At 38.5% G+C, this 23632-nt stretch carries 22 protein-coding genes; 17 read left to right on the top strand and 5 right to left on the bottom strand.

What is annotated here, in order from left to right; genetic code table 11:
- Nucleotides 1–10 precede the first annotated feature (10 nt).
- Both NFR44_RS07640 and NFR44_RS07635 read right to left on the bottom strand, forming a co-directional pair.
- Nucleotides 11–1708: an ArnT family glycosyltransferase gene (locus tag NFR44_RS07640; protein WP_251443226.1), complete on the bottom strand. Its 1698-nt coding sequence runs from the start codon at nt 1706–1708 to the stop codon at nt 11–13.
- Nucleotides 1709–1725: 17 nt separating this feature from the next.
- The gene (locus NFR44_RS07635) at nt 1726–3186 is read right to left on the bottom strand and encodes an S-layer homology domain-containing protein (RefSeq protein ID WP_251443212.1); all 1461 of its coding nucleotides are present in this window, start codon (nt 3184–3186) and stop codon (nt 1726–1728) included.
- A gap of 408 nt (nt 3187–3594) precedes the next feature.
- On the opposite strand from NFR44_RS07635, the gene NFR44_RS07630 reads away from it, so the two are divergent.
- The 4 genes from NFR44_RS07630 (at nt 3595) to NFR44_RS07615 (ending at nt 8087) form a co-directional block, all read left to right on the top strand.
- A complete protein-coding gene (locus NFR44_RS07630) occupies nt 3595–4332 on the top strand; it encodes a (Fe-S)-binding protein (protein WP_251443209.1) in 738 nt (245 codons plus the stop codon).
- Nucleotides 4333–4351: 19 nt separating this feature from the next.
- Nucleotides 4352–5791: a LutB/LldF family L-lactate oxidation iron-sulfur protein gene (locus NFR44_RS07625; protein ID WP_251443205.1), complete on the top strand. Its 1440-nt coding sequence runs from the start codon at nt 4352–4354 to the stop codon at nt 5789–5791.
- 12 nt (nt 5792–5803) lie between these two features.
- Entirely contained in the window at nt 5804–6514 is a 711-nt protein-coding gene (locus NFR44_RS07620; RefSeq protein ID WP_251443186.1) for a LutC/YkgG family protein, read from the top strand.
- Nucleotides 6515–6677: 163 nt separating this feature from the next.
- Complete coding sequence (locus tag NFR44_RS07615) at nt 6678–8087, top strand: cation:dicarboxylate symporter family transporter (protein ID WP_251443181.1); 1410 nt, start codon at nt 6678–6680, stop codon at nt 8085–8087.
- A 90-nt stretch (nt 8088–8177) separates the two neighbouring features.
- On the opposite strand, the gene NFR44_RS07610 is transcribed toward NFR44_RS07615, so the two are convergent.
- Entirely contained in the window at nt 8178–8915 is a 738-nt protein-coding gene (locus NFR44_RS07610) for an arginase family protein (RefSeq protein ID WP_251443178.1), read from the bottom strand.
- Nucleotides 8916–9143: 228 nt separating this feature from the next.
- Here NFR44_RS07610 and NFR44_RS07605 point away from each other — a divergent pair, with 228 nt between their 5' ends.
- Nucleotides 9144–9791: a hypothetical protein gene (locus NFR44_RS07605; protein ID WP_251443175.1), complete on the top strand. Its 648-nt coding sequence runs from the start codon at nt 9144–9146 to the stop codon at nt 9789–9791.
- Nucleotides 9792–9804: 13 nt separating this feature from the next.
- Nucleotides 9805–10455 carry a hypothetical protein gene (locus NFR44_RS07600; protein ID WP_251443173.1) on the top strand — a complete coding sequence of 217 codons (651 nt, stop codon included), beginning with the start codon at nt 9805–9807 and terminating at the stop codon, nt 10453–10455.
- A 172-nt stretch (nt 10456–10627) separates the two neighbouring features.
- On the opposite strand, the gene NFR44_RS07595 is transcribed toward NFR44_RS07600, so the two are convergent.
- Together NFR44_RS07595 and NFR44_RS07590 are read right to left on the bottom strand one after the other, a co-directional pair.
- Nucleotides 10628–11395 carry an ABC transporter permease gene (locus NFR44_RS07595; protein WP_251443169.1) on the bottom strand — a complete coding sequence of 256 codons (768 nt, stop codon included), beginning with the start codon at nt 11393–11395 and terminating at the stop codon, nt 10628–10630.
- 13 nt (nt 11396–11408) lie between these two features.
- On the bottom strand, nt 11409–12077 hold the full coding sequence (locus tag NFR44_RS07590) for an ABC transporter ATP-binding protein (RefSeq protein WP_251443166.1): 669 nt from the start codon (nt 12075–12077) through the stop codon (nt 11409–11411).
- A 203-nt stretch (nt 12078–12280) separates the two neighbouring features.
- Here NFR44_RS07590 and NFR44_RS07585 point away from each other — a divergent pair, with 203 nt between their 5' ends.
- The 11 genes from NFR44_RS07585 (at nt 12281) to NFR44_RS07535 (ending at nt 23341) form a co-directional block, all read left to right on the top strand.
- On the top strand, nt 12281–13096 hold the full coding sequence (locus NFR44_RS07585; protein ID WP_251443163.1) for a nitroreductase family protein: 816 nt from the start codon (nt 12281–12283) through the stop codon (nt 13094–13096).
- Nucleotide 13097: 1 nt separating this feature from the next.
- The gene (ilvA, locus tag NFR44_RS07580; RefSeq protein WP_251443161.1) at nt 13098–14318 is read left to right on the top strand and encodes a threonine ammonia-lyase; all 1221 of its coding nucleotides are present in this window, start codon (nt 13098–13100) and stop codon (nt 14316–14318) included.
- A gap of 144 nt (nt 14319–14462) precedes the next feature.
- Nucleotides 14463–15890, top strand: coding sequence for an amino acid permease (locus NFR44_RS07575; protein WP_251443159.1), 1428 nt, complete (start codon nt 14463–14465; stop codon nt 15888–15890).
- A gap of 207 nt (nt 15891–16097) precedes the next feature.
- On the top strand, nt 16098–16901 hold the full coding sequence (locus tag NFR44_RS07570; RefSeq protein ID WP_251443142.1) for a MetQ/NlpA family ABC transporter substrate-binding protein: 804 nt from the start codon (nt 16098–16100) through the stop codon (nt 16899–16901).
- Nucleotides 16902–17303: 402 nt separating this feature from the next.
- Nucleotides 17304–19508 (top strand): ornithine decarboxylase, encoded by a 2205-nt coding sequence (gene speC, locus NFR44_RS07565; protein ID WP_251443139.1) that lies wholly within the window; start codon nt 17304–17306, stop codon nt 19506–19508.
- Between the two features lie 24 nt (nt 19509–19532).
- Entirely contained in the window at nt 19533–20483 is a 951-nt protein-coding gene (locus NFR44_RS07560; RefSeq protein WP_251443136.1) for a cation diffusion facilitator family transporter, read from the top strand.
- Nucleotides 20483–21052, top strand: a complete 570-nt coding sequence (locus NFR44_RS07555) for a TIGR01440 family protein (protein ID WP_251443107.1) — start codon at nt 20483–20485, stop codon at nt 21050–21052. Before NFR44_RS07560 ends, NFR44_RS07555 begins: the two co-directional genes overlap by 1 nt.
- A 16-nt stretch (nt 21053–21068) precedes the next feature.
- The gene (locus NFR44_RS07550) at nt 21069–21524 is read left to right on the top strand and encodes a DUF3290 family protein (protein WP_251443103.1); all 456 of its coding nucleotides are present in this window, start codon (nt 21069–21071) and stop codon (nt 21522–21524) included.
- A gap of 31 nt (nt 21525–21555) precedes the next feature.
- Entirely contained in the window at nt 21556–22176 is a 621-nt protein-coding gene (locus NFR44_RS07545) for a DUF421 domain-containing protein (RefSeq protein ID WP_251443100.1), read from the top strand.
- A 32-nt stretch (nt 22177–22208) separates the two neighbouring features.
- The gene (locus NFR44_RS07540; RefSeq protein WP_251443097.1) at nt 22209–22523 is read left to right on the top strand and encodes a hypothetical protein; all 315 of its coding nucleotides are present in this window, start codon (nt 22209–22211) and stop codon (nt 22521–22523) included.
- 62 nt (nt 22524–22585) lie between these two features.
- The gene (locus NFR44_RS07535) at nt 22586–23341 is read left to right on the top strand and encodes an exodeoxyribonuclease III (RefSeq protein ID WP_251443094.1); all 756 of its coding nucleotides are present in this window, start codon (nt 22586–22588) and stop codon (nt 23339–23341) included.
- Nucleotides 23342–23632 lie beyond the last annotated feature (291 nt).

The following is a 23632-nucleotide window of genomic DNA, read 5'->3' as shown; positions in this document are numbered from 1 at the left end:
ATGTATAGCATTAGAATTTTGGTTTAAAAATAACTACGTTTTCTACTTGGCCCCATTCCGTGACATAGTGAGCTAAGGTTGTTTGTAAAAAATCTGCCTTATATTTACGTGGTACGCAAATGATAAAATCTGTTAGACCTTGGATTGCTATTGTTGTTTCGTTAACAGTAGCAACGGGCATTACATTTTTCCCTTCGCTCCAGATAGACTCTGCCTCATGAGGATTTAAAATTTGTGTTACTGGATGTTGGCTATAGTAGACTAAAGATGTGCGATAATCGCGATAATAATAAACTTTAGTTTCCTTAGTTAATGGTAATTTAGTCGCTAAGTGCGAGGTAGAGGCATCATCCACAATGGGTGGTAGTAAACATAATAATAATAAATAGAGAACACTGGCACTAAGGGCCGTGCTTTTCATGGAAATTGGTAGCCTTCCCTTGAAATATGCATAGCCTAAGGGAAGGAGTGCTAAGATGCCCCCTAAAGTGAGGGTGGTAATAAATTGAGTTATGTTTACATTGGCTGGGTTCAGTGGATTTTGCGCTTGTGGTAACCCTAAAAGCCATAAAGCAATTATGACCGCTAGAAATAAGAAGCTCACTGGGAATAATAATAACCAGAAGGCTCGATAAGTCAGTGCATGTGCTTTACGCTGTTTTGCTGTTAGATATCCTTGGGCCGTTAATATAATAAATGGAATGAGACAAAGAAAGGTATATGTCAGATATTTAGTTGCCATTAGATTATAAAAGATAAAGACACCAAGGCCCCATACCAGCAGATAGTTGTGCCAGCGAGTGCGTTCGCCATAGCGTAATTCATAGATAGTAAGTCCCGTCCAAGGCAGTAAGGATACAGGCCACAAGACGAAATAGAGGAACCACCAATTTTGCTCTGGATGTTCAGGTACAGTGGCACGAACTACATTGTGAAGCCCAAGAAAACCTTCAATAAAGCTCATGCCATGGTAAGCATACATGAGTAGATACCAAGGTAGTGCTACTATGGCAAAAATAAGCCAACCATAGGGATTGATTAATAATTTAAAGGCCAACTTGGTTCGTTGAAATAAGAATACATAGGCCAACAGGATTAGGCCTGGTAGAACGATACCTACAGGTCCTTTGGTTAGGACTGCTAAGCCAGCAAAGGCATAAGCTAACATAATGAAATGTTGAGCCTCTTTTTGTTGTTGATTGTTAGGTTGTGTGTCTTCAATAGCTGCAAAGGCTAGATAGGCAAAATAAACAATTCCTTGGGTGAATAGAAATAAATATCCGTCTGTTAGAATCGCATGACTAATGTACCAAAACTCTAAAGACGTGCCAAGTATTATAGCACTCCAAAGGGCTACAATGCGCTGTTTGGTAATGATATACACACCATAGTACATCATTAGGCCATTTAATACAGCACATATAACAAAGGGAAGGCGTGCCGAGAAATCTGACACGCCAAAAGTACTGAAGGATGCCATGAGCATCCAATAGGTCCAAATTGGTTTATCATACCAATATTGGTCATAAATCATAGGAGATAAGTAGCTGTGATGTTGCAGCATATTGACGGCACTTAAGGCATAATTAGACTCCACTGTATCTGTTATAGGGAAATTCCATACAAAGAGACCATAGGCTAATAGGAGCCATAGTCCAATGGCTCCCAAGTAGAGAAAGTCTTGCCGCTGTAATCGTGTTGCAAGCATGAAAAGAACTCCTTATATTAACGGGTAGCTGAGTCAGCTGTTGCGTTAGTAGTATTAGTTGTGTCAGTTGTTACTAAGAAAACATGAACTTTGTTACCAAAGGCATTGCGAATGGAGTCATTCATGTAATCAAAGCCTTTATCAATTCGTACAACTAATTGATTGTGAGCTACACTTGGATAAGCGGCTAGGATTGTGCCAGCAGGTTGTTTTTTCGCATAGAAGGTACGGAAATTTGCTTCAATGCGATCGTATTCTGCTTGGCTATATTCCGTAGACTCTAGATGAATGCGTTTTGCTAATACAAGCTTGTCATCACTGTTATCTTTTTCATCTTTGGCGAGTATTTCTTCAAATTTTGCAAGGTCTTCATCACTTTTGAATGCTACATGTAGAACATTGTTTTTCCAGTACATAACGCCAAAGTTCTGGAAATTACCAGGTGTTTTATATAAGGAATTTAGTTTTTTGAATACTTTATTTTCTAGATCTGATTGATCTTCTAATTCCGTAGTTGGTTTAGCCGTAATTGATTGATTTGCTTGGCTTGTACTTTTAGTGGTTGATTCCCCTTTTGTTTCCTTTACGGTTTGTTTATCAGCTTTCTTTTCTTCTGTAGCCGTATTTGCTTTAGCTGGCGCTACAGTAATTGGTAAATTCTTATCAATGCGGAATAAAATAGCAACTGCTTCGGCACGTGTGATTTCGTCAGTTGGGCGGAAGTAATTTGTTTCACCGCCGGAAGCAATCATACCACGGCTAGCTAAGGTAATAACGGCATCCTTATAATCACTATCGATTTTGTTTTCGTCTGGGAATGTTACATCTTCTGGTTTTACTACGATATGAGGAGCATATTCTTTAGCCTTAGTTTTGCTCTTGATAGCAGCTTTAGCCAAGTCATCTTTGTAGGCTAAGTATTCAGCCGCTGTTTGAGCAAATTCTTCACGGGTTAACGTTTCAGCTTTGCTAAATGGTGCTAATAATTCGTTTCCTGTAATTTCTTTAACTACTGGTGTTTCCGTTTTTTTAGATTTTTTGGAATCTTCTTTAGTGGTAGCCGTTTCTTTTGTTTGATGCGTAGCAATTAATTTGTTATAAAGGGAAGCTGCATCTGCAGTTTTTAGGGCTTCATCAGGATGGAAGGAGCCTTCACCATTCCCAGAAAGAATACCTTCTTCTAAGAATGTATTAATTTGTACAGCGGCCCAATGTTTTTTTACATCTTTAAAGCCTTTGGCTTCTTGTTCGGCTTCATAAGCGGCTGCCTTTTTATTTAGTTCGTTAACTAAGGTGGCTTTTTCTTTATCCGCCTCAGTGAGTTCTTTAGTTGTTACCGTAGTGTTTGTTGTAGTTGTAGTAACTGCTGTTGTAGTTGTGTTGTCGGTCGCTGTTTCATCAGCGGCTAGACTAACGAAGGAAGTAGTTGTTAATAAAGTAGCAGCTAATACCGCTAATCGTAAAGATTTTGTTTTCATTATGAAACTCCTTTCTAAGTCTTCTTGATTGTTTTTTGTTTCATAGGTAATCGAAAAAATTCAGTTTGAATACTTTGATTATATCACGAAGTAGCAGGCCGTTAAAGGTAAAGATAAGCCTAATATTCAAGGGTATTTATCAAACTGTTGTTTTTAATAAGTTGTAATAAATTTATTTTACTTATATATATGTCAAGTATGCGCGTAGTGCATATGGGTTAAGGTAGTTGCTAATATCGCAATTCTTTGGACATAAGTTTTTTTATTCTATATAATATTAGTGATGATTTCCGTGCGAATATACAGTTTTAAATCTCTTTGGCATGAAGAATTTTTGAAAGTAAGTATGCGCAAGTGTGGGTAATCAAAGTAAGTGTAAGTACGTAGGAAAGTTGAGGATGTGAGGAAATGAAAATTCATTTATTTTCACAATGTTTGATTGACATGTTTTATCCCCATGTGGGGATGGCCGGCGTACAGGTATTAGAACGGTTAGGCTGTGACTTAACAGTGCCTAAGAAGCAAGTATGCTGCGGGCAAATGTTTGTTAACTCTGGGTATAATGATGCAGCGAAAGGGGCTATCAAGAATACAATTGAAGTCTTTGAAGATGCAGAGTATATCGTAAGCATGTCCGGTTCTTGTGCCTTTGCGATTCGTGATGAATATCGCCACATTTTGGCTGATGAGCCAGAGTGGTTAGCACGGGCGGCTAAAGTAAGTGAACGTATTTATGAGTTCACTGAATTTATTGTAGGTGTATTAGGCGTTACTGATGTAGGGGCTACCTTTAATGATAAAGTAACGTATCATAAATCCTGCCACGTAACTCGTTTGATGGGTGTTAAAGAGCAACCTATGAAGTTATTAGAAAATATCAAAGGGCTTGAATACTTACCAATGAATCGTGCAGAAGGGTGCTGTGGTTTCGGCGGTACCTTTACAGTAAAACAGCCAGAAATTTCTGCTGTTATGACACGCGAGAAAGCAATGAATATTTATAATTCTGGTGCTAATGTTGTAGCTGGTAGTGACCAAGCTTGCCTCATGAATATTGAAGGTATGCTTGATCGCCTTTACAAAGATGGTGAAATTGACCGCCGTATTAAAGTAATGCACATTGCAGAATTATTGAATTCTCGCTAGTCGTTAGGAGGAACTGAAAATGGCTATTTTATATGATCAACGTCCATTTAAAACTCGCGTTGCCGATGTTCTTGCCAATGACTTTAAGGTAAAGGCCATCCAAAAAGCGCAGGATGTTTTTTATGCGAAACGTAAAGCCTTGGTTGACCAAGTGCCTGAATGGGAAGAATTCCGTGATGAAGCGGCAGAACTTCGTGACCATGTGCTAAGCAACTTAGATTACTATTTGAACCAATTTGCTGAAAATGCAACAAAAGCAGGAGCAAAAGTACATTTTGCTCGCGATGCGAAAGAAGCTAATGATTATGTGCTTCAAGTGGTTCGTGAAAAAGACGCTAAGATGGTTGTAAAAGGTAAAACCATGGTGTCTGAAGAAATTAGCTTAAACGAAGCGTTGATGAATGCTGGTGTAGAAGTTAATGAAACAGACTTGGCTGAATTTATCTTACAAACAGCTGATTGGAACCCACCATCTCATATCGTAGTTCCAGCATTGCACTTTGCTCGTGAACGTATTCGTGAAACATTCCACGAAAAATTAGGCTATGAAGGAACAGAAGATCCAGAAGAAATGACCCGTTTCGTACGTAAACGTATTCGTGATCGTTTCCTTAAAGCTGATATTGGTTTTACTGGCTGTAACTTTGCAGTAGCTGAAACAGGCTCAATTACTATCGTATCTAACGAAGGTAATGGTCGTATGAGTAGTTCTATGCCTAAGACTATGATTTGTCTTATGGGGATGGAACGTATCGTGCCTGACTTTGCTGGCTTAGATATTATGATGGAATTGTTAATTCGTTCCTCTGTAGGGGCCAAAATTTCCAACTATTTCTCCATGATTACTGGCCCAGCTAAAGCCGGTGAAGCAGACGGTCCTGAAGAATTACATATTGTAATTATTGACAATGGTCGTTCCAATATTTTAGGTGGCGAATTTAACTCCATGCTTCGTTGTATCCGTTGTGGTGCGTGCATGAATATTTGCCCAGTATATCGTCACATTACAGGTCATGCCTATGGCTCTATCTATCCAGGTCCAATGGGGGCTGTATTGACTCCATTATTGGTAGGCTATGAAAAAGCGGGCGATTTACCATATGCATCTACACTTTGTGGTGAATGTTGGGAACATTGTCCAGTTAAAATTCCACTCCATGAATTATTGTTGAAACATCGTGTGAATATTGCTGATAAGGCACATCTTCGTCCTGCAGCAGAAGAAGCGATTTTCAAAACTGTGGCAACCGTATTTAGTAATTCCTTCTTATTTGACTATGGTACAAAACTTGGTGCTATTGGCATGAAGTTGATGAGTAAAAATGGTCAAATGGCAGATTGGACTAAGCTCTTACCAGTTGTTGGTGGCTGGGTAAAAGCGAAAGATATGAATACATTGAAACTCAAAAAGTTCCGCGATGTATATGCTGAATATGAAGCTAGCAAAAAACGTAAGTAAGGAGATAGGACAATGGATGATGTAAATCGTAAAACATTTTTAAGCCGTGTTTCTCATGCGTTGGGTCGTAAAGAGATTCCTACATTTGTAGCTCCTTACCCTTATGAAAAAGGACCTCAGGAAACAATGTATTCTGACCTTTCCCATGAGCAAGTGGTAGATATGTTCAAAGCCGAATGTGAAAAAGTAGGGACTAAATATGTAACTACTGATGAAGCACATGTGGTGGAAACAATTTTAAAAGAAATTGAAGAACGTGGTGGCGGTAAAGTTATTTACCCATCTTGTGAAGAATCCAAACATTACCAATTAGAAGAAGCGTTTGCTAAGGTAGATAGCAGTAAAGCGACTTTCTTCGAATGGGATGGTGCTAAAGGTAGAGAAGCAAATATTGATGAAGCTAAAGTAGCTGAAATTGGTATTACCTTCCCAATTCTTGGTATTGCTGAAACGGCAACAGTTATTCAACCAAGCGATCAAACAAGTGGTCGTTCTGTAGGTTTATTACCACTTTGTCATATTGCTGTTATTCGCACAGACGCTATTGTGCCTCGTATGACACAATCTATGGCAGCATTAACAAAAGTATATCGTGATAATCCTGAAGGATTCCCTTCTAATGTCGTGCACATTTCAGGGCCTTCCAATACAGCTGATATTGAATTAGTTCGTGTTGTAGGGGTTCATGGACCTATTAATGTAACCTTTATTTTGGTTGACTAATAGCAGTGTCTAAGTGTTAATTATATCCGGCGACAAGCTCACTAATAGTGTATTTGTCGTCGGATTTTTTTGAGATTTTCTACTGAACGAGTAGGAAATTCGCATAACTTATGCTATAATATCAAAGTCACATTCACAATTGAATAAGATAGGAGGATATGAAGTGGATATTCCATTTTTCCAACAGTTTTTGATGATTAGCTCCCCTGTAACCGTGGGAATTCTCATCTTGTTTGCGATTTTGTTAGGTTATATTTATTTCTTACAACGTCGTCAAACTGCTTTTGGGACGCTTGTTATTATTGGTACTGTATTAGGGGCTGTATTGGGCTTTGCCGTACAGTTTATTGCACAGTTCCCTGATGATCCTATGAAGGTTGTATACATTAAGGAAAGTACAAAGTGGTTTTCCTTAATTGGTGGGGGCTTCATTGATCTCATTTTAATGCTTGTTGTTCCATTGGTATTTATTTCTATTATTCATATTATTTTAAACATGAATCAAGGTGCTGATTTAAAGAAATTAGTTACTTCCACAGCCGGTGTTGCTCTTATTATGGTTGCCATTGCTGCTATTGTGGGCTTAGTGTTAGGTTCTGTAGCTCACTTAGGTGAAGGTATGACAGCTATTAATGATGGGCCTGCTAAGATGAAAGAAGTTAAGCCTGTAGTAGATACAATTCGTGCTTTAATTCCTAAAAATCCAGTGGCGGCTATGGCCAATACAAGTGTAATTGCAGTCGTTGTATTTGGCGTTATCATCGGTGGTATTGCACGCTTGATTAAACAAACTGGTACTAGTGATTTAGAATTATTTACTAAATTCTTTAATGAATTACATTTGATTATCTCTTGGGTCGCTGATTTTGTTATCGGCTTAATGCCTTACGGTGTGATGGCCTTATTAGCTAGCACATTAGCAACTAAAGGGTTCCAAGCTATTGCTGACATGGGCCTATTTATTGTTTTAATTTACGTAGGCGTTGTCATCATGTTGATTGTACAAGCTATTTTGTTAACAATCTTTGGTGTAAGCCCAATTATGTATTTCCGTAAAGCTAGAGCACCATTGTTCTTAGCCTTTACATCTCGTTCTAGTATGGGCGTATTACCATTAACGGTTGATACGTTGACTAAACGTTTAGGTGTTAATGCTACTACTGCTAATACGGTAGGTAGCTTTGGTACTACTGCTGGTATGCAAGGCTGTGCCGGTATTTTCCCAGCACTCTGTATCGTATACATTGCTAATGTAGCAGGTGTGCAGCCTGATATTACTATGTATGTAATGAGCGTAATTGTTATTGCTCTTGGTTCTTTAGGTATTGCAGGGATTCCAGGTACGGCTACTATGGCGGCATCGGTATCCTTGTCTGGTACTGGTCTTGGTGCTTTCTATGGCATGATTTCACCAGTATTAGCTATTGACCCTATCGTAGATATGGGCCGTACAATGCTTAATGTAAGTGGTTCTATGACAAATGCAATTGTGGTAGATAAACTTATGGGGACTTTTGATAAAGATGCTTTCAATGATGAAAGTACGGTTGATCGCCCTGTATCCAATAAATAAGGTTTAAAAAATACTCCATACTCAAGTTCCGAGTTCTTACGAACAAGTCGCTTGAGTTATGGAGTATTTTTTGTTTGTGGAGGAGTATTTTTATTTAAAAATAGGTAATTTACTTAGTTCGTTTCTTAAGTTAATTATGTCCCAAGGTAGATATTCTGCAATGGAGAGACCTACTAGGTCGGCGACTTTTGAAGCATTTATTAGTAGGTGCACAATGTGTGCTAAGGTCATTTCACCGACTGCATAATCGACGGGGCCTTGATGGGGCTGATTGCAAAGGAGACTACGGAAATCTGTTGGGCTTAACACATCTAAGTCTAAATGAACCAGTAATTGTTTTATATTATGTTTGGTGAGCCAGTGGACTAGGGGTTCACTAGAGGTTAATTGTTGTGGTGTGAGATAGGATAATTGATGATGTTGTAAAAACTCTTTTTCGAAGTCTAATAAACTGTGTTCAACAAGGCCAACATAGAGGATTTGATTGGCTGTAAATGGATGCCGTATCATTTGGGCGAATTCAGGTGCACCATGCCCCAATAAGTTGCCAAGCACCATGGCGTGTTCATGGTCAAATTCTTTGGGGGTCATAATATCTGGGTGTGCATCTAACCATAAGATAGCCGTGTTTTGGGGATATTGCCCATGTAGATAATCAAAAGGGACTTGTGAAATAGAGCAGTCGCCGCCTAAGGTAATAATTCGGCTGGGCTGTTTTATATGTAAAATAGCTTCAGCAGCTTGCTGTTGTTTTAAAAGAAGGTTTTTGCCATAAATATCTTTTGAAGGCTGTTGGTCGTAACTTGCTTTAGTTTGAGCTTCGTTCATAATCTGCTTCAGATGATACACAACGTGATATCTTTGCAGTAAGGCTGTATAAGCAAAACGAGTATTTCTATGAATTAGCCCTTTGTTTGAAAGAAGGGGCATATATAGGAGTACTCGTTTTACGTATTGATTTCTAATTCTTATTAATGATACAATAGGGTCAAATGAAGAAAGAATGAATTTTTCTGTTCGTTTTAATGGGGTTATTTTAAGTAAGGAGTGAAATGTATGAAACGATTATTGTTACTTTGTTTAGCCTTATTTGCCTTTGTGGCAGCAGGGTGTGCGCAAGTGACATCTGAAATTAAGGTGGATTCAGATTTTAGTGGTGAATGGGATGCTACGATTCAAGCGCCAATGCCTATTAGCAAAGGTGATTTGTTAAGTGCTGTGACTCAAAATTCAAAAAATAAACCACAAATTGATATAAACAAAATTAAATTAGAAGCGATTGGCCCTGATGGTAAAGAATTAGATGCTGATAAACCAGGGGTACAAGCGCAGACTTGGAAATTAGAAGCTAAATTTGCTAATAAAGATGAATTAGCACAAATGAGTGCTGCAGTGTTTGGTAGAGATTCGGATTCGAAGATTAATGTTATTTATCCGTATGGTGATGATCCCGATGTATATACGTTCAATTTGGGTAAAGCGTCTGGAGCAACTACTATTGAAGTCGAAGGCACTATCATCAAGGAAAGTGTTGGCAAGGGGCTTTTGAAAGATGATGACACGGTAATCTATGCAGCTGGTGATACTATCAAATTCCAATTTAAAAAGGAAAGTAGTTTTGGTGGAATTATTGGCGGTATTGTAGTGATTGCTATACTAGCTGGTGTTGGTTATGTTATTTTCCGTCGTCGACAAGCAGCGTAAGGGGGGATTTAAGATGAAACGATATATTACCTATATGATGATGGCTATAGGATTGGTAATTATGTTCCTTCTTAGTGGCTGTGGTGGAAATTTAGGAAGCTCACAAGACTTTTCTGGTTCATGGGGATATATTCAGACCCCAGTTACAACAAATAATGATGGGATTAATTATGAGTACAATCAGGATAGAATTTATGTAGTGACGTTTGAAAAGACTAGTGATCATACGTATACATCTAATTTTAGAGAATATAAATATGACTATAAAGGGAGTAAGTTCTTAAATAGAGATGAGTATGAACGCGGTGATCGGTGGATAACTTTTTTCACGCCTGATGGGCCGAATAGACAAGGTTTATTGCCTAAAGTTGAGCCATCATATGAGTTTAGACATGTAGCCCATGATATGAGAGATACTACTTTTACAGAACGTGATGGAGTGTTATATGTTGATGAAAATGGATTAGAGTATAATTATAATAAAGATAATGATACCTTAGTAAGCGGGAAAACTGTGTTACATCGAATTAAAGATGGCGATATTTCTACGTTAAAAGAAGAAGTACAACAACATATTAAAGATTATTATCAAAAAGCCTATGTAGATACTAAGAAACGTGAGATTCCTAATATTATCTTTACAGATAGAGATGATAGTAAATAAGCAATATAAATTTTCTTTTTTCTCAATTCGTTTTTCAGTATAGTAAATACAGCATAAATGTAGTAATAAAATAAAAGGATAGTGTGTCAGTAAGCGCCCTTGTTCGTAAGAACGCAGGTGTATCTGGCACACTATCCTTTTTCCATGTATGAAGTATGTGAGACCTCTTAACTTAAAGCTGATATTTTTTATTCCACAAAGTACGCGCTCCAAAGTAGAGCAATAAGAAGGCAGATAAACAAACGGTAGTGCAATTAGCCACCATAATAGTAATTTGGTATAGTACCGCTTCATTTGGCATAGCACCAGCTAGAATTTGCCCTGTCATCATACCCGGCAAGGCGATAATTCCCATGCCGACCATGGAGTTAATTGTTGGCAGAAAGGCAGTTTCAAGGGCTTGATTAATAAAGGGACGTAAGATTTTAGCAGGGTGAGCACCTATGTTGAGGAGCACTTCAATTTGATGTCTATTGCTATCTAAGGCTTCTTTAAAGGCTTTTAGGGCTAAAGTAGCACCATTCATAGTGGCGCTCACAAGCATACCGCTAATAGGAATGATATATTGAGGAATGAGAATATTTTTTTGAATAACTACGACTAACATAAATAGTACAATTGTTAGACATGTGATGATAATCGAGGCGGCTGTTATATATTGGAAGCGCCGATTGAGCCAAGGATTTTTGCGTAATGTCCTAAAGACAGCAAAACCAATCATTAAAGATAAGTAAGCAAGAATGTATAGGGGCGATGGATTTTGAAAAATATATAAGAGTACATAGCCGGCAATAATCAGCTGTACTGTCATTTGAATAGTCCCTAAGAGGAGAAATTTAGTTTGATCTATATGGCAGTATTTGAAGACGCCAACAACTATGAGTAGGAGTAAATAAATGGATAGAAAACCACTTAATTGCATAGTAATTGCTTCTGACATAATATACCTCTTTCTATTGTATTTGATGGGTATGATTCTTTATGGCGAGTTCTTTAGCCGTTTCTTTATCTTTTAAAACGATCAAATGATCACTGAATTTGGGATATAAACCATCATCGTGGGAGATTACTAAACAGGTTTTCGTATGAGTAATCATGTGTTCTTTAAGCCGTTCAAAGAAGGTTACCGCTGTCGCTGAATCTAGAGCAGAACTAGGCTCGTCCCACATATAAATTTCCGCATCTAAGGAGAGCATAATTGCATTAAATACACGCTGGCGTTCGCCACCAGATAAATTAGTTACATTTTGTTCAATAGTAAAAGGGGCGACTGCAATATGCAAATATTCATCCATAACAGCCTTGGTTGGACAAGTTGACTTACGGTAGGTATGAAAGGTTTCAAAATTATCTTGTATGGTACCGTCGAATAAGAACACCTCTTGATTTACTAATACTATATGTTGACGCAGTGTCAACGGATGTAAAGTATCGATATTGTCGCCTTTGAAGTAAATAGAACCTTGGGACGGGTTGACAGTACTATTAAATAAATGAAATAATGTACTTTTACCGCAGCCACTAGGACCTTGCAAAAAGGTCATTTTCCCTTGAGGGATGGTCAAATCAGGATAGAAAATAGTATTTTGAAAAGCTAATTGCTTAGTAGTTAGGATATCCATGCATAAGCTCCTTTACGGTATAATATCATTATCTTTATTGTAATTGATTTGAGAAAATTTATACAGTGTATTTTATAAAGTAATGTATGAAATGCTTATAGATTATATATTCTATAAGACGAGAAGAGTGTTCGTATAGGGTATACAAAATTGAATTTTAGGAGTATAATTTAGGCGTAGTAATACGAATGGAGGCAGGTATAATGAGTTTTTCTGTACGTACAGATGTCTGTATACAGTGTAATATGTGTGTGACCGAGTGTCCAACTGGATTGTTAGTAATGAAGGAAGAAGGACCTGCAGCAGGTCGTGGTAGTTGTATTTCTTGTGGCCATTGTGTAGCCGTTTGTCCTACAGAGGCGATTGATTATTCAATTACACCTCGCTCGGAGCAGTTATCAGTGGGTGCGTATACCGTGCCTAGTGCAGAGGAAGCTGCGCATTTTTTGCGGTATCGTCGTTCCATTCGTACATTTAGTGATAAACCAGTTCCTAAGGAATTACTTACGAAGTTGCTTGATGTAGCCCGTATGGCACCAACAGGCTCTAATAGTCAGGGAATTTCGTATCGAGTAATTCAAAATAAAGCTACTTTGCAAGCGATTAGCGAGGCTGTAATGAACTGGATGAGCGAGCTGGGAAAAGAAAATAGTCGTATGCGAATTTATGCATATAATGCAAAACGCTATAATCGTACAGGGCGTGACTTTATCTTACATAAAGCACCCGCTTTAGTATTAGCCATAGCTAAGGACGAATTAGTAGAACGGGGCCGTGATAATGGTCATTTTGCTCTTACTTATGCAGAATTAATGGCACCTTCATTGGGTTTAGGAAGTTGCTGGTCTGGTTTTGTAGAATTTTGTGCACAAACGGGATATGAACCATTATTAGAATTATTAGGATTACCTGAAGGGTATAGGGTAGCAGGGGCGATTATGGTTGGGTATTCTAAATATAAATATCGCTATATGCCAGAGAGAGCTCCATTGACGGTTTATTTTGATGAGGAGGATTAACATGTCAACACCATTAGTTACTCTGGACATGGTTAAAGAAGCGCAGCAGCGCTTACGGGGAGTGGCACAACGAACGGCTATCATGCAGTCGACATCATTGAGTGAGCGTTGTGGTTGTGAAGTTCATTTGAAAATGGAGAATTTTCAGCGAACTGGTTCTTTTAAATTGCGTGGGGCCTATAATAAAGTGGCTTCTTTGACAGAGGCTGAACGGGCGCGGGGCATAGTGGCTTCGTCTGCAGGGAATCATGCTCAAGGCGTGGCCTTGGCGGCTAAAGAATATGGTTGCAGAGCAACGATTTGTATGCCTTCTAATGCACCAATTGCGAAAATTGAAGCGACTCATAGTTATGGCGCTGATATTGTATTAGCTGGTGATTTTTATGCCGATGCATATGAAAAAGCATGCTCTTTAGAAAAAGAAAAAGGATTTACTTTTTGTCATCCTTTTGATGACCCCGTTGTAATTGCTGGACAAGGAACAATTGGTCTTGAAATTTTAGATGAATTACCAGATACGGATGTTATTGTAGTACCTATTGGTGGCGGCGGTTTGATTTCAGGTATTGCCGTGGCGGCTAAAGCGATTAAACCAGATATTCGGATTGTTGGTGTACAGACACAAAATATGCCATCCATGAAACAGTCCGTGGCTGAGGGAAAAGTGACGACTGTACCGGCTTTAAAAAGTTTAGCTGATGGTATTGCTGTAGGTACACCAGGGACAGTAACCTTTGACATCGTTTCAAAATATGTAGATGAAGTAGTGACTGTTAGTGAAGCGGAAATTGCAGAATCAATTTTATTTTTATTAGAACGTGTTAAAACAGCCGTTGAAGGGGCTGGCGCTTGTCCTGTGGCGGCGTTAGTGAATAATAAAATTAGTCATTTAGAAGGCAAAAAAGTTGTAGCTTTAGTTAGTGGTGGTAATATTGACGTAAACATGATAGATCGCATTATTAACAATGGCTTAGTTAAATCTTGGCGCCGAGCGTATTTTGATATTGTAGTACAGGATAAACCGCATGTGTTATCTACTATTACTGGCTTAGTATCGGATAGTAATGCCAATATTTTGAGTATTTATCATGACCGTAGTCAACGTGATATAGAGGTGGGCTATGTACATGTGGCCTTAGAGATTGAAACTATGAATGAAAAACATGTACATGACTTGTTAGCGACCTTAGCAGAACATGGCTTCCCGGCTGTATTGCGGTAAGTGGTAATGCTTGTTTAAGGTGGAAGCTATTTATAATATGAGTGTAAGAATGGCTTAGGCTGTGTATTATGAGTCATAGTAGTGGATAGTGTACAGGGAGATGACATATTGAGGAGTATTAACTGAATAGAGTAGGAGTAAATTATGGAATCGGGAAAAAGTTTAGAGCGTAATTTGAAGCCCCGTCATGTTGAGATGATAGCCCTTGGAGGTACTATAGGGGTTGGTTTATTTATGGGATCGGCTAGTACGATTCAAACAGCGGGTCCTTCGGTTTTATTATGTTATGCCCTAAGTGGTGTGGTTATGTTTTTAATCATGCGGATTATGGGGGAAATGCTATATTTGGAGCCGGTGCCAGGATCCTTTGCGGCGTATGGATATCGCTATATTTCACCTTATGTTGGATTTATTACTGCTTGGTGTTATTGGTTTATGTGGATTTCTGTAGGGTTAGCTGAAGTGACTGCTGTGGGGATTTATATGAGTTATTGGTTCCCTGAGCTGCCACATTGGATTTCTGCCTTTGTAGGCATGGCTATTATTGTAGCTGCTAATATAGCCTCCGTTAAGTATTATGGTGAGTTTGAATTTTGGTTCGCGCTGATTAAAGTAGCCACCATCGTTTTCATGCTTGTAGTGGGTATGATGATGATTTTATTTGGCTTTGGTAATGATGGTGTGGCCCTTGGTTTTTCCAATTTATGGGCGCATGGAGGCTTTATGCCTAATGGTTGGGGTGGTATGTTAGCGGCTATGTGTGTAGTGGCAGCAGCTTTTCAAGGTGTTGAATTAGTTGGTATTACCGCTGGAGAGGCACAAAATCCAAGACATACACTAGTAAAAGCTGTAAAGAGTATCGTATGGCGTATTCTAATTTTTTATGTAGGCGCTATTTTCGTTATTCTTTGTATTTATCCTTGGAATGAATTAGGTTTTGTGGGAAGTCCATTTGTGCAGACCTTTCAACGGGTAGGCATTGCTAGTGCCGCTGGTATTATCAATTTTGTGGTGTTAACAGCAGCGTTGTCTGGCTGTAATAGTGGCATTTATAGCTGCGGTCGTATGTTATATACATTGGCTAAAAATGGCCAAGCCCCTAAAATTTTTGCTAAATTATCGGATACAGGTGTACCTCGTAATGGGATTTATTTATCTATGATATCTTTATTATTTGGTGTCGTGTTAAATTATTTAATTCCTGACTCCAAATTATTCTTATATATTTACAGTGCGAGTGTATTTCCTGCTATGGTGTCTTGGTTTGTATTGGCGGGGGCACAGCGTAAATTTAGACAGCGTTGGGGGGCTGAAATTATAGCCCAACATCCTTTTAAATCACCGTTATATCCATATTCCAATTATTTTTGCTTAGCCTTTTTAGTATTAGTAACAATTGGGATGGTTTGGAATGAAGATACACGGATATCGTTGTTAGTAGGTTGGCTATTTATTGCGATTATTACTGTATTTTATTATGGTTTAGGGATGAATAAACGGCCGGTTGTTCACGAAGAATTTATTCACGAAGATGGCTTAGGGTCTGAAGGGGCTTTGGCGGATAGAAAATAAGTATAGTAACCTCATGAGACAGAAGTCTATAAATTTTTGCTCATGAGGTTGTTTTATGTCCTCTTTATATGGTAGGATAATACATAAGTTGATTTCATTTGGGGATTTTTAGAATCAGCGAAATTTTAAGGCTTAGTCACTTAGCTTATGGTAGGTGTCTAATCCGTATTTGTATTGTGTAGTCATAAGGAGAGAGAGGTATTACACATGAAATTAAAAAAACTGTTAGCCCCTGTATTAGTGGGCGTATTGGCCTTAGGCATTGCTGGTTGTGGTAGTGATAGTGGGTCAAAAGAAATTCGTATTGGTGCGACGGCGGGGCCACATGCAGAAGTCGTAGAAGCGGTGGCTAAGGAAGCAGCTAAAGAAGGCATTAATATTAAATTAGTTGAATTTTCTGATTATGTAACACCGAACAAAGCTTTAGCTGATGGCGATTTAGAGCTGAATAGTTATCAGCATGTACCTTTTATGGAAAACTTCAATAAGCAGAATAACACGCATTTAGTATCCATTGGCAAAACAATTTTGATGCGGATGGGTTTATATAGTAATACGATTAAAGATGCTAATGATGTACCAAATGGCGCAGTAGTAGCAATTCCTAATGATCCTACTAACGGGGGGCGTGGCTTGGCCCTATTAGCTAAGGCAGGGCTTATTACGTTGAAGGAAGGCGTAGGCTTTAAAGCGACGTTAGCAGATGTTACTTCTAATCCTAAGAATTTAGTTATTAAAGAATTGGAAGCCGCTCAGTTGCCACGTAGTTTAGATGATGTAACATTGGCAGCCATTCCTATGAACTATGTTATGAGTGCTGGTATTGATGTGGCTAAACAAGGTGTATTCTTAGAACCAAAAGATGAGCCTTTGGCGGTTATGAATTTAGCGGCGCGTGAAGCGGATAAAGATAATGCAACGTATAAGAAAATTGCTGAAATTTATCATTCCCCAGCTGTTAAGCAATTTATTGATGAGAAATTTAAAGGTACAATTATTCCGGCTGAATAGTTCTAGTTATTTGTGAGCTTTCTAGGAATAGAAACTTGTCTAAATATAATAAGGAGTTGTAAGTTTACTCGATACAATGGGACTTACAGCTCTTTTTTTTATTTGAATTTATATTTGTTTTGCGTTAGTTATCTTTATTGGTAGCTGGTTTAGGGGGCTTATAAATTTTAGTTGCTATCTCTTCAAGTCACTATAGTTGTAAAGATGGATAAGAGGTCATGATAAATATGTAATTTAGAATTATTCTTTAGAATTAGCCCTTAAATAGTAAATACGGTATAATAAAAAGTAAGTATTTGGGAGTTGTTTTATTGATAGCTAGTTAAAATTTGTAAGTAATGTCCCTATATATGAGGCATTTTCGTTTACTATCAGGTATAAAACTCATAAAGGAGGTTTTATATGTCCCTTTTAAAAGTTGCAATTTCAGAACAAGCAGAAGCTATTGTGGGCGTATTGACTAAACGCCCTGTTATTAGACCAGCTGAGACAGATTTCACGGATGTGGGCGCCGTACTTATTGGCGATTGTGAAATTGATACATTAGTTAATACACCTGTCAAAGCCTTTGATATACCTGTATTTGTGGTTCGCACAGGGACTGGTATGGAAGGTTTAACGCCGGAGCAAGTGGCACAAGCTGAAGATACGGTGCTGCGTGATGCTTATGGTATTTTAGACAGTGAGCCATCAGAGCGAGAGTTTTATGCACGGCGTGTGGAAACAGCTGTTTTAAATTATGAACATCGGTCATTACCGCCATTTTTTAGAACATTACGCCGTTATGTGGAAACAGGCAATTCACAGTTTAATTGTCCAGGTCATCAAGGGGGGCAATTTTTCCGTAAACATCCGGCGGGGCGTGCGTTTTATGATTTTTATGGGGAAAATATTTTCCGCAGTGATTTGTGTAATGCCGATGTGCAATTAGGTGATTTATTAATTCATGAAGGATATGCCTTAGATGCGCAAGAACATGCTGCGCAAGTATTTAATGCGGACAAAACGTATTTTGTATTAAATGGCACTTCTACTTCTAATAAAGTGGTGTTGAATGCGTTGTTGGCGCCGGGAGACATTGTTTTATATGATCGAAATAATCATAAATCTATTTCTCATGGAGCCTTAGTGCAGGCTGGTGCTGTTCCTGTATATTTAGAAACTGCGCGCAATCCGTTCGGTTCTATTGGCGGTATTCCTGAGGCTTGTTTTGAGGAAGCATTATTACGAGAGCGTATTGCTGAACGTGATCCACAGAAAGCGCAAGCAGAACGACCTATTCGCTTAGCTGTCATTCAATTAGGTACGTATGATGGGACTATATATAATGCGCGACAAGTGGTAGATAAGATTGGCCATTTGTGTGATTATATTTTATTTGATTCAGCTTGGGTAGGTTATGAACAATTTATTCCTATGATGAAGGATTGTTCACCGTTATTATTGGAATTAGGGCCAGACGATCCAGGAATTATTGTGACCCAATCTGTTCATAAGCAGTTGGCTGGTTTTTCACAAACATCACAAATTCATAAAAAAGATGCTCATATTCGTGGACAGGCTCGTTATGTGAATCAGAAGCGTTTTAATAATGCCTTTATGATGCATGCATCGACCTCACCATTTTATCCTTTATTTGCAGCATTAGATGTAAATGCTAAGATTCATAGTGGTGACGGAGGCCGTGCATTATGGCATGATTGTGTGGCCGTAGGGATTGAAGCACGTAAAACAGTATTACGAAATTGTCGATATTTACGTCCTTTAGTACCGCCTATTGTACATGGCCAGCCTTGGGAAGATGGCAAAACGGCAGCTATGGTAGATGATATAGCTTACTTTGCCTTTGAACCAGAGGCCAAATGGCATTCCTTTAGGGGCTATGGGGAAGGCCAATATTTTATTGATCCTTGTAAATTCCAATTGATTACGCCTGGCATTAATATGGAAACGGGTGAATATGAAGAGTTTGGTATTCCCGCCACTATTTTGGCAAATTATTTGCGAGAACATCAGGTTGTTCCTGAAAAATGTGATTTAAATACCATTTTATTTTTATTAACCCCAGCGGAATCATATACTAAGATGGATGCGCTGATTGCTAAATTATTGCGCTTTGAACAATTGATTGAAGCGGATGCACCTATGCAGGACGTATTGCCTACGGTATATGCAATGAATATAGAAAAATATCGGGGGTATACAATTCGTCAATTGTGTCAAGAGATGCATGATTTTTACAAACAACGCAATGTTAGTCAATTACAGCAACGCTTATTTGAAAAAGAATACTTCCCTACTTATATAAAAACGCCACAAGCGGCGAATATAGACTTTGTAAAAGGAGAGGGTGAGTTAGTACCGATTGCCGATTGTGTAGGGCGTATTGCTTTAGAAGGGGCGTTGCCATATCCACCAGGTGTTATTTGTGTACAGCCTGGGGAAATGTGGTCTCAAACTGCGCGAGATTATTTTGTGGCGCTAGAAGAAGGGATTAATGAATTGCCGGGATTTGCCCCTGAATTACAAGGGGTATATATTGAACGTGATGAAACAGGTTATCGTAGAGCGTATGCCTATGTTTTACGCGAGGGTAATCGTGTTTAGTAATAGTTATGAAAGGAGTTATGTATGCTAACAATGAAAGATGTGGAGCAACGACTCCTTTGGCAATCCGCGTGGCTTATGTTTGTTGTGGCTGTTAGTGGTACGATTATGGGGGTAATCACAGGTTCGGCAGCGGTTTTATTAGATGGCATTGTATCGTTTATGGCAGTCATTATAAAAATCATGATGATTATGACGTCAAAATTAGTTTCTCGAGAAACGAGTAAGCGATTTCAATTTGGCTATTGGCAATTTGAACCGTTGGTGCTTATGGTAGAAGGGGGCTTTACCTTACTATTCGTGTTATACGCCTTTATGACTGGGGTTACGAGTTTGTTAAGTGAAGGTCATGCCGTAGAAGCAGGGCCTATCGTATTGTATGCCGCTTTTTTTACCATCGTGGATGGGGCCTATTATTTTTATGTACAGCGTATTAATAAACGCTTGCAATCAAATTTAGTGAAATTTGATAATATTAGTTGGTCTATTGATGCAGTGTTGGCAGCGGGTATTTTAGTTAGTTTTGCTATTGCCTGGGCCTTACAGCAGACAGAGTGGGCTTATTATGCTCGCTATGTGGATCCTCTAGTTTTAATTGCTTTATCTATCCAGATGATGCCAAGTGCTATAAAAATTCTTGTGCCTGCGACAAAGCAGATTATGGGCGTGGCACCTACAGAAATTCATAATCGCGTACAAGTTATTATGGACGACTTTATGGCACGGTATCATTTCAAAGACTATGTAACTAGTGTACAAGCCTATGGCAAATACAATATTATCGAAATTGATATTTTGTTGCCAAAAAATTATAGTTGTCAGCGGATTGAAGCGTTAGATGAGATTCGTAATGAGATTGACGATGCTATTGGTGGTCGCTCTGATGAAAAATGGGTAACGATTACTTTTACGACTACTAAGCGGTGGATGGCAAAAGATTATTTATTAGATGATGACGAGGAAGAAGGGGTATAATGGAAATACCAAATAAAGAGTTAGTAGTCATTAAAGAGGCTGTAACGGCAGCAATAACTGAATTAATTGTAGTTAGTCATTTGACAGCTGGTGATGTAGTTGTCGTTGGCTGCTCTACTAGTGAGGTGCGGGGTTCGCGCATTGGCACTGATTCGGCTGAAGAGGTGGGGGCGACAATTATAGCGGCTCTGCTTGCTGTATTAGAGCCAAAACAGATTGCCTTAGCCGTACAGTGCTGTGAGCATTTGAATCGTGCGTTAGTGATTGAAAAGTCTGTAGCAAGAAATCGTGGCTGGGCTATTTGTAATGCAGTCCCACAATTACATGCTGGTGGGGCGGCATCCATGGCAGCTTATAATCAGTTTGAAGCACCTGTTGTTGTTGAAGCGATTGAAGCCGATGCAGGCCTTGATATTGGGGATACATTTATTGGTATGCATTTAAAACCCGTAGTAGTGCCTGTCCGTTTGGGGGTAAAACAAATTGGGGGAGCCCATGTAACGGCAGCTCGCATTCGACCAAAATATATTGGCGGTAGTCGGGCTGCATATGATGAGGCTTTAATGTAGTAGAGGTGAAGAACGTTTGAATTTTTATAGTTATGCCTATATTGCACAACAAGGGCAGTTTAATGCACTTATGCAATATGGATTGTCTTTTTTACTATTAGTAGCACTGTTATTAGTGAGTATTCAATTTATTCGACATCGTTTGAATAGTCGATATCGTGATTTGACAATTTTATTGTCTTTAATTATAGTTTTCGTCTTAGGGATTCGCTGGAGCGAATATGATTCATCGCTACGAAACTCAGAAGAGAGTAGCCGTATGGCTAATTTTGTAGTTACCGTTTCAGAGCGGCTAGGCGTTTCAAAAGACGATATACGTGTTAATACCTTACATTTGAATGAGGATGTAATTATCAATGTAGGTAATCGTTTTTACCGAGCTCAATTTACTAAGAATTTTGAGGCCTATTCACTAACGCAAGTCCATATGATTGACTCGCAAATAAAAGTAGTGGATATAGCGAAGGAGTAAGATGATTATGATAACTGGTTACACCCTCATTATGATTAAATTAATTTTGGGTATTTTGTGTTTAGTTTTTCAAATTAATTTGATGGGGAAAGGCAATTTAGCACCGAATTCAGCGATTGATCAAGTGCAGAACTATGTACTTGGTGGCATTATTGGTGGGGTTATTTATAATGATGCCATTGGTGTTTTGCAATTCCTGTTAGTTCTTATTGGTTGGACTATCGTAGTTATGGCTTTGCGCTATTTAGCAGCTTATAATCATCATGTGAAACGAATCGTTGATGGTAATCCCGTTATTGTGGTTGAACGTGGTGAGGTGCAAGTAGAAGATTGTATGCGACATGGTGTGAGTGCAGGGGAATTACATTTGAAATTGCGCAGTGCCGGTATACGCCATGTCAGTGAAGTGCGACGGGCCGTATTAGAACAAAATGGACAAGTAACTGTTGTTAAATATGGTGAAGATACTGTACATTATCCCTTAATTGCTGATGGGCAAGTGGACGAAAACGTGTTATCCTTAGTAGAAAAGGACCGTTCTTGGTTGGACGAAACAGTATTGGCACAAGGCTATGCTATATCTGATGTATACATGGCTGAATTAGTTAAAGATGAGTTAGTCATTACTCCTTATGCAAAAGAAGGACGGTAATAAGTAAGGGGCGATGCTGAAAGGAGCTATTTATGGCAAGTTTACAGCGTGCGTTGTTAGTGATTGCATTTTTGTATATTTTTTATCATATTTATTCTTACGGCTTGACCACTACTAATATGATTGCAATGGTACTATTAGTAGTATCCTTTATATTAGAGCTTACGCGTAAATCGAGACGCGCTAAATTAGAAGCTTATTTTGCTCGCAAAGAAGCGGAGGTAGCTGAGCAGGAAGCGGCGGCTGAAGCAGCTAAAATTGCTAAAACTAGTGACGGAGCTAAAGCAGGTTCTGATGATGCAACAAAATCTCAGGAGAGTGTAAAAGTAAGTATAAATAAAAAGTAAGCACAATAGTAAATAAGTTCGCTTATTACTAAGTAATTAGTCTATTTAAAAAGGAGTTTTACATGAAATTAATATCGTGGAATGTTAATGGTTTGCGTGCAGCGGTGACAAAAGGCTTTATGGAAAGCTTTGAAACATTAGATGCGGATATGTTTTGCTTACAAGAAACAAAATTACAGCCTCATCAAATTGAATTAGAATTGCCAGGTTATGAACAGTATTGGAATAGTGCCGTTAAAAAAGGCTATAGTGGCACCGCTATTTTCACTCGCCATAAGCCAATTCAAGTGACTAATGGGATTGGTATTGAAGAACATGACCAAGAAGGTCGTGTGATTACTGCAGAATTTGAAAATTTTTATTTGGTTACTTGTTATACGCCAAATAGTCAGCGAGAACTTGCGCGCTTAGGGTATCGCATGACTTGGGAAGATGCGTTTCGTCAGTATTTATTGGAATTAGATGCTAAAAAACCAGTGATTCTTTGTGGTGATCTTAATGTGGCACATCAAGAAATCGATTTGAAAAATCCTAAGACAAATCGTAAAAATGCTGGGTTTACTGATGAAGAACGAGCTAAAATGACAGAATTATTAGGCGCTGGATTTACAGATACATTCCGTAAATTGTATCCTGAAGTAACTGATGCTTATAGCTGGTGGTCCTATATGGGGAAAGCCCGTGAGCGAAATGTGGGGTGGAGAATTGATTATTTTATTACCTCGGCTCGTTTAGATGATAAAATAGTTGAAGCTCGTATTCATCCTGACATCTTTGGTAGCGATCACTGTCCTGTAGAGTTGGATATTAATCTGTAATAAAAAGATGTGAAGATACAAAGAGTGCCTTATACTCTATAGAATAAGTAAAATAGGGATACTTTATAGAGAAATATCTATATTTAATTGTCATATGAACAGACAATATAGAGAGTCTAACTCAATTAAATGAGCTAGACTCTTTTATTTTGCTACTATTGTCAGGTTATGCGTATAAGTAATGGAGAAAATGAAGAATATGAAAAATGAATGGTGCATAAGCCTTGCCTGTGTTATAGTGTAAACAGGACAAAGATTTAGTTTAGTTTTAAACTATTAATTTTATTGTGT

This window comes from Veillonella intestinalis, assembly GCF_943193155.1.
Lineage (GTDB): Bacteria > Bacillota > Negativicutes > Veillonellales > Veillonellaceae > Veillonella_A > Veillonella_A intestinalis.
This window is presented reverse-complemented; position numbering and strand designations above follow the sequence as displayed.